This window comes from Pseudomonas saponiphila (genome assembly GCF_900105185.1).
GTDB lineage: Bacteria > Pseudomonadota > Gammaproteobacteria > Pseudomonadales > Pseudomonadaceae > Aquipseudomonas > Aquipseudomonas saponiphila.
In genome coordinates, this window is record NZ_FNTJ01000001.1 from 248028 (window position 1) to 260576 (window position 12549).

12 protein-coding genes are annotated in these 12549 nt (G+C 59.9%); 6 read left to right on the forward strand and 6 right to left on the reverse strand.

What is annotated here, in order from left to right; translation table 11 throughout:
• Nucleotides 1–81: 81 nt before the first annotated feature.
• Nucleotides 82–702: a transcriptional regulator BetI gene (betI, locus tag BLV47_RS01190; protein ID WP_092309001.1), complete on the reverse strand. Its 621-nt coding sequence runs from the start codon at nucleotides 700–702 to the stop codon at nucleotides 82–84.
• Nucleotides 703–1188: 486 nt separating this feature from the next.
• On the opposite strand from betI, the gene BLV47_RS01195 reads away from it, so the two are divergent.
• On the forward strand, nucleotides 1189–3141 hold the full coding sequence (locus tag BLV47_RS01195; protein ID WP_235437045.1) for a BCCT family transporter: 1953 nt from the start codon (nucleotides 1189–1191) through the stop codon (nucleotides 3139–3141).
• Nucleotides 3142–3328: 187 nt separating this feature from the next.
• On the opposite strand, the gene choV is transcribed toward BLV47_RS01195, so the two are convergent.
• The 3 genes from choV to BLV47_RS01210 all read right to left on the reverse strand — a co-directional run bounded on the left by choV (nucleotide 3329) and on the right by BLV47_RS01210 (nucleotide 6359).
• Nucleotides 3329–4507, reverse strand: a complete 1179-nt coding sequence (gene choV / locus BLV47_RS01200) for a choline ABC transporter ATP-binding protein (RefSeq protein ID WP_092309004.1) — start codon at nucleotides 4505–4507, stop codon at nucleotides 3329–3331.
• Complete coding sequence (choW, locus tag BLV47_RS01205; protein ID WP_060841472.1) at nucleotides 4504–5349, reverse strand: choline ABC transporter permease subunit; 846 nt, start codon at nucleotides 5347–5349, stop codon at nucleotides 4504–4506. The genes choV and choW overlap by 4 nt, the downstream gene beginning before the upstream one ends.
• Before the next feature lie 65 nt (nucleotides 5350–5414).
• Nucleotides 5415–6359, reverse strand: coding sequence for a choline ABC transporter substrate-binding protein (locus BLV47_RS01210; RefSeq protein WP_092309007.1), 945 nt, complete (start codon nucleotides 6357–6359; stop codon nucleotides 5415–5417).
• A 427-nt stretch (nucleotides 6360–6786) separates the two neighbouring features.
• On the opposite strand from BLV47_RS01210, the gene BLV47_RS01215 reads away from it, so the two are divergent.
• Both BLV47_RS01215 and gbdR read left to right on the forward strand, forming a co-directional pair.
• Entirely contained in the window at nucleotides 6787–8163 is a 1377-nt protein-coding gene (locus tag BLV47_RS01215) for an L-serine ammonia-lyase (protein WP_092309010.1), read from the forward strand.
• 446 nt (nucleotides 8164–8609) lie between these two features.
• Nucleotides 8610–9713, forward strand: a complete 1104-nt coding sequence (gene gbdR / locus BLV47_RS01220; RefSeq protein WP_060841469.1) for a choline metabolism transcriptional regulator GbdR — start codon at nucleotides 8610–8612, stop codon at nucleotides 9711–9713.
• Here gbdR and aac(6') read toward each other — a convergent pair whose 3' ends face one another.
• Entirely contained in the window at nucleotides 9714–10160 is a 447-nt protein-coding gene (gene aac(6'), locus BLV47_RS01225) for an aminoglycoside 6'-N-acetyltransferase (RefSeq protein WP_092309012.1), read from the reverse strand. It abuts the gene before it with no gap.
• 66 nt (nucleotides 10161–10226) lie between these two features.
• A complete protein-coding gene (locus BLV47_RS01230) occupies nucleotides 10227–10490 on the reverse strand; it encodes a hypothetical protein (RefSeq protein WP_016962894.1) in 264 nt (87 codons plus the stop codon).
• 270 nt (nucleotides 10491–10760) lie between these two features.
• Here BLV47_RS01230 and BLV47_RS01235 point away from each other — a divergent pair, with 270 nt between their 5' ends.
• From BLV47_RS01235 to BLV47_RS01240, 3 genes are read left to right on the forward strand one after another with little or no spacing between them, the layout of a single operon-like run.
• Nucleotides 10761–11267, forward strand: coding sequence for a PAAR domain-containing protein (locus tag BLV47_RS01235; RefSeq protein WP_092309014.1), 507 nt, complete (start codon nucleotides 10761–10763; stop codon nucleotides 11265–11267).
• Nucleotides 11268–11277: 10 nt separating this feature from the next.
• The gene (locus BLV47_RS35210; protein WP_143038228.1) at nucleotides 11278–12048 is read left to right on the forward strand and encodes a hypothetical protein; all 771 of its coding nucleotides are present in this window, start codon (nucleotides 11278–11280) and stop codon (nucleotides 12046–12048) included.
• 3 nt (nucleotides 12049–12051) lie between these two features.
• Nucleotides 12052–12483 carry a DUF4952 domain-containing protein gene (locus BLV47_RS01240; RefSeq protein WP_244168832.1) on the forward strand — a complete coding sequence of 144 codons (432 nt, stop codon included), beginning with the start codon at nucleotides 12052–12054 and terminating at the stop codon, nucleotides 12481–12483.
• Nucleotides 12484–12549: the final 66 nt, after the last annotated feature.

The window sequence follows — 12549 nt, forward strand, 5'->3', positions numbered from 1 at the left end:
AGTGTCCTCGCAAGTGCATTAAGTAGTGGGCTTGACCACTGGGCGTGCCCCGAAGTTCAGGGCGCGCTGATCAGTGGCGGTTCAGGGGCCGAGCGTCTCTTTTGTGCTCTGGCGATCCTGCTTAGCCAGTTGTAGATCCATGTATTCGTAAGCGATCCGTATCGCCTGGTCGGTGTCGAATGCATCACCCGACAAGGCACCACGCAGCCACAAACCGTCGATCAAGGCCGCCAGGCCGCGGGCTGCCTTGCGCGCATGGTAGAGCGGCAGGGCACGGCGGAACTGGCAACACAGGTTGGAATACAAGCGGTGGTCGTTGATCCGCTGCAACCTGTGCAAATCGGGCTGGTGCATGCTGGAAGCCCAGAAGGCCAACCAGGTTTTCATTGCCGGGCCGTTCACCTGGCTGGCATCGAAGTTGCCCTCGATGATCACTTTCAGGTGAGCGCGCGGGCTGTCGTCCGTCAGGGCCTGGCGGCGTGCTCTGACGCCTTCGTTGAGCATGCTCATGATGTAACCCATCGTCGCTGCGATCAGGCCGTTCTTGTCCCGAAAGTAGTGACTGATGATGCCGTTCGAAACACCGGCCAAACGGGCGATCAGCGCAATGCTGGCGTCCCCCATTCCGACCTGATCGACCGCTTGCAGCGTGGCTTCGATCAATTGCTGGCGGCGTATGGGTTGCATACCGACCTTGGGCATCTGATACCTCTCCTTAGGCCCGTCGACAGGCGAATCACGCCGGTCGACTTGTGAGCCAGTCTATTTTGTTTTGATTGAACGTTCAATCAACAAAGAATAAGATCTGCGACAAATCGTCGCTGCCTGGGGAGGTTTTCCTACTCGCGGACGGCGGGAAAACGACCTCCGAAATAGCCCAAAACTTACACGTGGCATGGCGTGGACCGGCAAGAGTAAGAACGTGTTGAAGGGGCAGGACGCTCCGGGGAACAGACGACGAGCTGCAGGTTCGTCACTGACCTTGGATGCGGGTGCGCAACGCGGCTTTTGCGGTTTCGGGCTTTTTCGGGGTGTCTTTATATCACCCGACGATCGGCTGCCAACTAACCGATTGGTCGGGTGCGGTGTTGCCTTGTGTCCTTCTCTCGCACTGCCTGGAGCATCTGTGCAATGAGTTCTGCCTCTCTTATAAAGACCCCACCGGAGAAGGTGCGGGTCAACGGTTGGGTGTTCTACACCTCCACCGCGCTGATCCTGTTGTTGACCGCCATTCTGATCATCGCCCCGCAAGAGGCCGGCAGATTGCTGGGCATTGCCCAGGCCTGGTTGTCCCGCAGCTTCGGCTGGTACTACATGGTGGTGATCGCCGCTTACCTGGTGTTCGTAGTGGGCCTGGCGTTCTCCTCCTACGGCAAGCTCAAGCTGGGGACCAAGCAAGACACCCCGGACTTCAGCTACGGCGCCTGGGCCGGGATGCTGTTCTCCTCCGGCATCGGCATCTCGCTGCTGTACTTCGGTGCTTCCGAGCCCCTGGACCACTACTTCAATCCGCCGGAAGGCGTACCCGGTAGCAACCTGGCGGCCCGCCAGGCGCTGCAACTGACCTTCCTGCACTGGGGCCTGCACGGCTGGGCGATCTATGCCCTGGTGGGTTTGGCGGTGGCGTACTTCGCCTACCGGCATAACCAGCCGCTGGCGCTGCGTTCGGCGTTGTACCCGCTGGTTGGCGAGCGCTGGGTCAAGGGCGCGGCCGGTCACGCGGTGGACGGTTTCGGCATGTTCGTGACCCTGCTGGGCCTGGTAACCAACCTGGGGATCGGCTCGATGCAGGTGTCTTCCGGCCTGGAAAACCTGTTCGGCATGGAGCACAGCAATACCAACCTGCTGATCGTGATCATCGTCATGAGCACGGTGGCCACCATCGCTGCGGTGTCCGGCGTGGAAAACGGCATTCGCCGCCTGTCCAACCTGAACATCGTGCTGTTCAGCGGCTTGCTGATCTTCGTGCTGCTGTTCGGCCCGACCCTGCACCTGCTCAACGGCTTCGTGCAGAACATCGGTGACTACCTCAACGGCGTGGTGCTCAAGACCTTCGACCTCTATGTGTATGAAGGCGACAACGCCAAGTCCGACCGCTGGCTGGGCCTGTGGACCCTGTTCTACTGGGCCTGGTGGATTTCCTGGGCGCCATTCGTAGGCATGTTCATTGCGCGTATTTCCCGTGGCCGCACGGTGCGTGAACTGGTGGCCGGCGTACTGCTGATTCCCCTGGGCTTCACCCTGGCCTGGCTGTCGATCTTCGGCAACTCGGCGCTGGACCTGGTGGTCAACCAGGGCGCGGTGGAACTGGGCAAGACCGCCCTGGAACAACCGTCCATGGCCATCTACCAGCTGCTTGAGCACTACCCGGCGTCGAAGATCGTCATCGGTGTCTCGATCTTCGTCGGCTTCGTGCTGTTCCTGACCCCCGCCGACTCTGGCGCGGTGATGATGGCCAACCTTTCCTGCAAGGGCGGCAACGTCGACGAAGACGCCCCGCACTGGCTGCGGATCTTCTGGTCGGTGGTAATCACCCTGGTGACCATCGGCCTGTTGTTCGCCGGCAACTTCGAAGCCATGCAGACCATGGTGGTGCTGGCCGGCCTGCCGTTCTCGGTGGTGTTGATCTTCTTTATGTTCGGCTTGCACAAGGCCATGCGTCAGGACGTGCAGATCGAGCAGGAACAAGCGCAACTGGCCGAGCGTGGTCGTCGCGGCTTCAGCGAACGCCTGAGCCAGCTGGACCTGCAACCGACCCAGTCGGTGGTGCAGCGCTACATGGACAAGCACATCAGTCCGGCCCTGCAGGAAGCCGCCGCGCAACTGCGCAACCTGGGCCATGAGGTGCAGACCAACCTGGGCAAGTCCAAGAACCTGCTGGGCCTGCGGGTGGAAATGGAGGAGGGCAATCCCTTCGTCTATGAAGTGAGCCTGGACGGCTACCTGGCGGCGCCGAGCGAATCGGCCCAGCCGGAAGGGGCGGACAGCGAAGTGCGCAGCCGTTTCTATCGCGCCGAGGTCTACCTGCACAACGGCAGCCAGGAATATGACCTGATGGGCTTCACCCAGGAGCAGATCACCCGTGATGTGCTCGATCAGTTCGAAAGCCATCGGCAGCTCCTCGGCCGTGTCTATAGCTGAGTGAAGTAACGGACCGCTCCCGAGGGGGCGGCTCCACCCGCTGTAGGAGCCGGCTTGCCGGCGAAGGCGCCGGTAACAGCGCTGCAAGGCTTGAGGGCCTGTTCGCTGGCAAGCCAGCTCCTACAGAAGGGGGTGTGTCGTTAAAGCAAAACGCCGCGATTGCTCGCGGCGTTTTTGTGTCTGCTGCTTAACCCAGGTTCTTGCCGAGCAGCGCGTGGTAGAGCTCGCTGTCGCCAAGGATGCCCACCACTTTCTGGTTGTCGTGGAGCACCAGTTTATTGCCGGTCTGGTAGCGGATCTGCAGCGCGTCGCGCATGCCGATGTTGGAGTCCACCAGGGTCGGACGTCGGCCCAGCTCTTCCACCGACTGCCCCGGAGCCCAGTTCTGCAGGTCCATGTGCGAGCCGTTGCGCCGCGCGCCCTTGATGGTGTTGCCTTCCGCCAGGTCGAGCCAGGAGTCGCCACCCGGGTCCAGGCACACCGAGCCGTTGACCCGCTTGCAGTTGTCCAGGCTGCGCATCAGGCTGCGCCCGCAGAGCACGTTCAGCGGATTGGTGTGGGCGACGAAGGTGCGCACATAGTCGTCCGCCGGATTGAGCACGATCTCTTCCGGATTGCTGTACTGGATGATCCGCCCGTCTTTCATGATGGCGATGCGGCTCCCCAGCTTCAGGGCTTCGTCCAGGTCATGGCTGACGAAGACGATGGTCTTGCTCAGCTTGCGTTGTAGCTCCAGCAGCTCGTCCTGCAGCCCCTGGCGGATCAGCGGGTCGAGGGCCGAGAAGGGTTCGTCCATCAGCAGGATGTCGGCGTCCATGGCCAGGGCGCGGGCCAGGCCCACACGCTGCTGCATGCCGCCGGAGAGTTCATCGGGCTTCTTGTTGCGCCATTGGGTCAGGCCCACCAGTTCGAGCTTCTCGTCCACCAGCTTGCGCCGTTCCTTCTCGGGACGGCCCTGCATCTCCAGGCCGAAGCTGATGTTCTCGCGCACCGTCAGCCAGGGCATCAGGGCGAACTTCTGGAACACCATGGCAATGCGCTTGGTGCGCATCATCTTCAGCTCGGCGGGGGTGCAGGAGGCAATGTCGATCTGCTTGCCTTCGTGCTCGACGAACAGCTTGCCGCGACTCACGGTGTTGAGGCCGTTGATGCAGCGCAGCAGGCTGGACTTGCCGGAGCCGGACAGGCCCATGAGTACGCAGATCTCGCCTTTCTGGATGTCCAGGCTGGCTTTTTCCACACCGACGATCTGCCCGGTCTTTTTCAGGATCTCGTTGCGGGTCATGCCCTGGTCCAGCAGCTTGAGTGCTTCGCGAGGGTCCTTGGAGAAGATAACGTCGACGTTATCGAAGCGGATTATGCTCATGCATCACCCCCTACTTTGGCTTCAGGTTGTTTGCAGATTCGGTCGAGCATGATCGCCAGCAACACGATGGCCAGACCGGCTTCAAAGCCCAGGGCAATGTCGGCGGTATTGAGTGCGTTGACCACCGGTTTGCCCAGGCCGTCGGCGCCGACCAGGGCGGCGATCACCACCATCGACAGCGACAGCATGATGCATTGGGTAATACCGGCGGCGATGCTCGGCATGGCGTGGGGCAGCTCAATGCGCGACAACAACTGACGGCGCGAACAGCCAAAGGCCTTGCCCGCATCCATCAACTCTTGTGGAACATCGCGAATGCCCAGGTAGGTCAGGCGAATCGGCGCGGCGATGGCGAACACCACGGTGGAAATCAGCCCGGGCACCACCCCCAGGCCGAACAGGGTCAGGGTCGGGATCAGGTAGACGAATGTAGGAACGGTCTGCATCAGGTCCAGGACCGGACGCATCATGGTGTAGAACAGTGGCTTGTGCGCGGCGACGATTCCCAGGGGGACGCCGATCAGCACGCAGACCAGGGTGGCGAACAGCACCTGGGCCAGGGTTTCCATGGTTTCCTGCCAGTACCCCAGGTTGAGGATCAGCAGGAACGACAGCACGACGAAAACAGTCAGGCCCCATTTGCGCTGGATCAGGTGCGCCAGCAGGGCGATCAGGCCGATCAGGGCCAGGGGGTTGAACCAGGTCAGCGCGAACGTCACGCCGTGGATCATGGTTTCCAGGGTGGTAGCGATCGCATCGAAGGTGCTGGCACCGTGTTTCGTCAGCCACTCTACGAAAGCCGCGATGTACTGGCCCAGGGGGATTTTCTGATCAGTGAGCATGGTATTGAACGTCCGCATGCAAGGAAAAAACAGCCCGGGCGGGCAAGCCCGCCCGGCGTAAGCGATTACTCGGCAAGCTTGGCTTTCACGGCGGCAAGTCCTGGTTTACCGTCGATGGTGGTCACCCCGGCGAGCCAGGTATCGAGCACTTCTGGGTTTTTCTTCAGCCAGGCCTTGGCGGCCGCGTCAGGCTTCATCTTGTCGTCCAGCACGTTGCCCATCAGGGTGCTTTCCATGTTCAGGGTGAACGACAGGTTCTTCAGCAACTGGCCAACGTTGTTGCACTCGCTGGTGTAGCCCTTGCGGGTGTTGGTGTAGATGGTGGCCTGGCCGAAGTTGGGGCCGAAGTACTCGTCGCCCCCGGTCAGGTACTTCATCTTGAAGCGCGTGTTCATCGGGTGCGGCTCCCAGCCCAGGAACACCACCGCGGTGTCGCGTCGCTGAGCGCGCTCGACCTGGGACAGCATGCCCGCTTCGCTGGACTCCACCACCTTGAAGCCGGCGTCCTTGAGGCCGAAGGCGTTCTTGTCGATCATCGTCTGGATGGTGCGGTTGCCGTCGTTGCCCGGCTCGATGCCATAGATCTTGCCGTCCAGCTCCTTCTTGAACTTGACGATGTCGGCGAAGTCTTTCAGGCCCTTGTCATACAGCGACTCGGGAACGGCCAGGGTGTACTTGGCGTTTTCCAGGTTGGCCCGTACGGTTTCCACGGTGCCGGCTTCGCGGTAGGCCTTGATGTCGTTTTCCATGGTCGGCATCCAGTTGCCGAGGAACACGTCCATGTTCTTGCCATCGGCCAGGGACTTGTAGGTCACCGGCACGGAAATCATCGTGGTCTTGGTCTTGTAGCCCAGGGCGTTGAGCACGACGCTGGTGGTGGCGGTGGTCACGGTGATATCGGTCCAGCCGACATCGGAGAAGTTTACGGTACTGCATTGTTCCGGTTCTGCAGCGTGTGCCAGAAGCGGCAGACTCAGCATGGCGGCCAACAACAACGGGGAACCTTTCATAGGGGGGACTCCTGGATGTTTTTCTGGCGGCGTATGGACCGCGCTTATAAGTGTGGCGGTTGGTGTGCCGGGGACAGCTCTACCACCGAGCCTTGCAATCGAGTCGAGACTGATCATGTACCAGTGAAAAACTGTCGCCTACGGGGTGCGTCGTATCCAGTACAGGGAGGGTCGCATCCAGTGTCGGTGAGGTCGCTTACAGTGTTTCCGGGCATTTTTTCCTGCATCTGCACTGCAAAAAACGCCCAGAACCCGAGCCTCGCGCCAGGCGGCGTTGGTGGGCATGAGTGAGTCGGTGTCAGACGCCGCGAGTGGCTGTAAAAGCCTGATGATGCGCCCTTCTCGGCGGATTGCAGCTTGAGCGTAGCAGCTCCGTCAGAGGGCGTTTTCGACGCCTGGACTGTGCTCATCGAGGAGTTACGCAGTAATGGCTATCAGTGTTTTCGACTTGTTCAAGATCGGCATCGGCCCCTCCAGTTCCCATACCGTCGGCCCCATGCGCGCGGCGGCGCTGTTCGTCCAGGCATTGAAGGAAAGGCACCTGCTGGAGCGGGTGCGGCGGGTCGAGGTGCAGCTGTTCGGCTCGCTGTCGGCCACCGGCATCGGCCATGGCAGCGACAATGCGGTGATCATGGGGCTGATGGGGGAGTGGCCGGACGCGATCGACCCCGCGCTGATCGGTCCGCGCATCCAGCAACTGCGGGAAACCGACACCTTGCTGCTGGATGGGCGCCTGCCAGTGCCGTTCGTCTGGGCTCGGGACATGCGCCTGCTGGACGAGAACCTGCCCTTTCACCCCAACGCCATGACCCTGGTGGCCGAGGCTGAAGGCACGGAGCTGTACCGCGATACCTTCTATTCAGTGGGCGGCGGTTTTGTCGTCGACCAGGCCCAGGCCGAGAGCGGCGTGGCGGACCTGGATCGCAGCGAGCTGCCTTATGACTTCTCCAGTGCGGTGGAACTGCTCGATCTGTGCCAGAAGCACAACCTGCGGGTCGCCGAGCTGATGCTGGCCAACGAGAAGGTCTGGCGTTCGGAGGAGGAAATCCGCAGCGGCCTGATGGCGCTCTGGCGTGCCATGCAAGATTGCGTGGAACAGGGGCTCAAGCATGAGGGCATCCTGCCTGGCGGGCTCAATGTGCGTCGGCGGGCGGCCAAGCTGCATCGCAGCCTGCAGGAGTTGAACAAGCCCAATGTGATCGGCTCCACCTTGAGCGCCATGGAGTGGGTCAACCTGTTCGCCCTGGCGGTGAACGAGGAGAACGCCGCCGGTGGACGCATGGTCACCGCACCCACCAACGGCGCGGCGGGGATCATTCCGGCGGTGCTGCACTACTTCATGAAATTCAGCGAAGACGTGACCGACGCCAACGTGGTGGACTTCTTTCTCGGCGCGGCGGCCATCGGCATCCTGTGCAAGAAGAACGCCTCGATCTCCGGGGCCGAAGTCGGCTGCCAGGGCGAGGTGGGTTCGGCCTGCGCCATGGCGGCGGCGGGGCTGGCGGAGATCCTTGGCGCGACCCCGGAGCAATTGTGCAACGCCGCGGAAATCGGTTTGGAGCACAACCTCGGCCTGACCTGCGATCCGGTGGGCGGGTTGGTGCAGGTGCCCTGCATCGAGCGCAACGCGATTGCCGCGGTGAAGGCGATCAATGCCGCGCAGATGGCCTTGCGCGGTGACGGCCAGCACTTCATTTCCCTGGACCGGGTGATCCGCACCATGCGCGATACCGGGGCCGACATGCACGACAAGTACAAAGAGACTTCTCGTGGTGGCCTGGCGGTGAGCGCGGTGGAATGCTGAGTCGCCCTCGATGGCTGGCCGGCTGCGAACCAGGGACGCCGGCGCGCGCAAATGGCTCACTCGGGCCGCGGCGCGCCACCTTTTAGCGCGTCGCGAATAGACAAGTTGTCCGGCGCGCCGGCGGACCTGTCCGTTGGTCGGCGCGCTGCGCTTTGAGTGACACTCGCCGGCCTCGGCGCAACGCCTTGGCGGCCCAAGTGCTACCTAACTGCTCACCGCTTTTGTCGGCGCCTGTGCGCCGCACCTTTCGGCGCTTCTTATCCGCACTTTGCCAAGGGCTATATAGACGGCTCGCGACGTCGTTTTCAGGAGTTATTGAATGCCCATTCAACTTTAGGCATGGCAATTGCTCTGTGAATACCAAGCCCGCCTCCGAAGAGTCGCAGGGCACATAAAAAGAGCCTCCGCCTGAGGCCATCACCCGCTTTGTGTGAGGAGATATCGCGATGACGTCGTTCAACTCCGGGGCCCAACCCCAGAACCGTGCGCCTCAATCCATCGGCTTTCTGCTGCTGGACAATTTCACGCTGATTTCCCTGGCCTCCGCAGTCGAACCCCTGCGCATGGCCAACCAACTGTCCGGCCGCGAGCTGTATCGCTGGACCACCCTCAGCGTCGATGGCGGTCAGGTCTGGGCCAGTGACGGTCTGCAGATCACCCCCGACGCCTCCATGCACAAAGCTCCCAGCCTCGACACCGTGATCGTCTGCGGTGGCATCGGCATCCAGCGCACCGTGACCCGCGAACATGTGTCCTGGCTGCAAAGCCAGGCGCGCCAGTCCCGTCGCCTCGGCGCGGTGTGCACCGGCAGCTGGGCCCTGGCTTGCGCCGGCCTGCTGGACGGCTTCGATTGCAGCGTGCACTGGGAGTGCCTGGCGTCGATGCAGGAAGCCTTTCCCCGGGTCGCCATGAGCACCCGCCTGTTCACCCTCGACCGCAACCGCTTCACCAGCTCCGGCGGCACCGCGCCGCTGGACATGATGCTGCACCTGATCAGCCGCGATCATGGCCGTGAGTTGTCGGCGGCGATCTCGGAAATGTTCGTCTATGAACGCATCCGCAACGAACAGGATCACCAGCGCGTGCCCCTCAAGCACATGCTCGGCACCAACCAGCCCAAGCTCCAGGAAATCGTCGCGCTGATGGAGGCCAACCTCGAAGAGCCGATCGACCTGGATGAGCTGGCGGTGTACGTCGCCGTGTCCCGGCGCCAGCTGGAGCGGCTGTTCCAGAAATACCTGCACTGTTCGCCGTCGCGCTACTACCTCAAGCTGCGGCTGATTCGCGCCCGGCAGTTGCTCAAGCAGACGCCGATGTCGATCATCGAAGTGGCTTCGGTCTGTGGTTTCGTCTCCACGCCGCACTTCTCCAAGTGCTACCGCGAATACTTCGGCATTCCGCCCCGGGACGAGCGCATCGGCTCCAACACCACCCAACAGGTGGCGATGATGCCGCTGCCGCAAGCCATGGTCCTGGCGCCGCTGTCCGGGCCGCTGTCGGCCCTGAGCCAGGCGCGCAACGAATCGACCTTCGCCAGCGTGCGCCTGTAGTTACAGGCGCTTCTTGAAATACACCACGCGCTCGGTTTCCTCGAAACCCAGCGCGTGGTGCAGGGTCTGGCTGGGCAGATTGTCCAGGCTGGTATCCGAGGCGATTTCCACACACCCCGCCTGTCGTCCCCATTGGCTGACCTGTTCGATCAGCCGCTGGGCGATGCCCTGGCGCCGGTACTCGGGCGCTACATAGATCCCTTCGAGGAACACCACCGGCGAGCTATCGGTGCCGTTGACGTAGTCGTGGCGCAACGCCGCCTCGGCCAGTCCCACCGCCACCCCGTCTGTCCCATGGGCCAGCCAGCAGCCATAGCGCTGAGGCTCTGCCAGCATCTGGCGGATTTCCGCGAGGTGCTCCTGCGGCGGGCAGTCGGGCCATAGCTCCAGACGCAATTGCAGCCAGCCGGCCTGCTCGCTGACGGCGCCGGGTTGAATGCTGATCATGAGGAAAATGCCTGTGTCGGTCTGGGAAGAGCGGACTCTAGCAACCGACTCAGGCGTTGGGAAAGTTCACGCGCGCTTGTGCTGCAGGTATTCGGCCAGGGCTGGCAGCAACTGACGGTCGATGGCCTGGCGCACTGCCGGCAGAATGGTCGCATTACCGGTGAGCATCTGCTCCACCATGCCCTTGAGCGCCTTGGCCCGCGCGTCGCTCAAGCCCCTTACCGCACATTCGCAGGCCTGCTCGGCGCTGGCGCCTGCGGGCATTTCGAAACCCAGGGCCCGGAGTTGCCCCAGCAGGTCGTCCTGGTCAATCAGATCCGCATGCATCATGACTTTTATCCTTGTTCAGGGAGCGTGGTCGTCAACCGATTCTGGTAGTGCGTCCGGGTGGCGGCAAGGGCAGATTGTCGCGATGGCCCGTTTACCTATGAACAGGTCGTTTTCGGCTAACTCGGTAGTCGGAGCCTGTCATCGCGCAGCTATGGATCTGACTTGCATTTCAGATTTTTCTTCCTTGTTTGACCTGGCTCCTGGCGGCATAAGAGAGGCGGCAATGATTCAGGCGTTATCGCCGAACGCCATTTTCAAGGAGCAATCATCATGTCAGGGAAGCCCGCCGCTCGTGTCTCCGATCCCACTGCCTGCCCGATTCCCGGGCATGGCGTGAACCCTATAGTCAGTGGATCGCCCGATGTCATTTTCGATGGATTGCCTGTTGCTCGTGAGGGGGATCAGACGGCTTGTGGAGCGGCGCTGACGGGTAACTTGATCAGTAATGTCTTGATCAATGGCCGACCTGTTGCCACTACCGATTCGCTGGGCAGCCACGGCAACGTTGTCATTGGTGGATCGGGAACGGTCATTATCGGGACTACGGTCACTGTTGCTGAATTCACCCCTATTGCCCCTCTGAATATTCAACAGTCATACAACGAACAGTTTGAACTGCTGGATGCTGAAGGCGAACCGGTTCCCGGGTTTAGCTACAAGATTGTGACGCCGGGAGGGAAGGTCTATCGGGGTGTAACGGATTCCAATGGATTGACGCAACGTGTTTTTACCAACGCGAGCGAACTGCTTCGTATAGAACCGGATGATGTCGTTTAAGGAGTAGCTCATGAACCAGATTGTGCTGGCTAACAACGTGCATGCTACTACCAGGGATGCAAACACTCGACAGCGTGTTGGTGTGACTACCAAATACGTGAGGCGTGCAGATGATAAAGGTGGTTGGTTAGGTGTTAAACCACTGTTTCCATATAAATATGATCGTGTTTATTTGTGTGAATATACGAAAGTAATAATGTTGAGGGCTGGTAGTGAGTATACGGATTTTAAAGTGATGGATGGCAATGGAGAATATGTGGGTAAGGAGATTGCGCTGAGTAACTCTAATGTTCCTTTGTATCTGTCTGATGTTGGTCCAGAAAAAAGTAGCGCGATAGTCAGGGTTAAGTATTCAACTCTGCAAGACAACGTCGAGTCAAAAATCAGGCGGCTTTTTTTCAGGCAACAATGGGCGGTGGCAACTTTTGCTGGACTGAGTGCACAGGTAACGCTCAACAGTGTTTGGAACGGCATTTATACTCCCATTCCACCTGGGAAACACAAGATCATGGCGCCAGATTACTCTCATGCCCATATCAGTACCGCAGCTTACAGAGCCGCCCATCCTGGTAAGGTTCTGTGTACTGATGTTTGGTTTCCTATTGCATTAGAAGGGACGAAAGTAAATAGCACTCGATATCTCCACATCGGACATGTCTCGGAAGGATGTGTTACTTTTTACGAACTTCTCAAGTGGAATCCACTTTATGACTACCTCATAAATAAACGAGTTCCCGGTACTGCTGGCAAATTCATTGGTGAGCTGATAGTGGAGGTGTGATAAGTGAGAAGTTTCTTTAGGGGCGTCTTTGTTATTTTTTTTCTAATGACGGCATCTAATTGGGCGTCAGCCTCAATTGGTTGTGGGGATTTTTTGAGGGATATTGCCAGTCCGCCGGATACCATTGAGTTCGTTGGTTGTGAGTCGGAGCCTACTAAGCAGGGTGCTCCCTTGACTGCTTTGTATAGAGTTAAAGGAAAGGATGCACTAGCCGCAGAACTCTATCTTGATAAGAAGATGGGTGTAACGGAGCGTATGAAGTTTGTCTGCTGTGTCTGGGAGGTGAGAGGTGAAACCTTCTATAAAGATAAAAAAACCGGGCTCGGGTACCACATCAGAATGGGATCTGAAGAAACGATTCACAATAAAAGGGAAGAGTGGAGCAAGATTGGGTATTTCTATATAACGGTTGTTCACTTGAGGGAGCCTCTTTGACGGTGTTCATGTCTAAGATCGACTGTTCATGGAACTGATTGAATCCGTATCTCTCCTGCCCCCTCC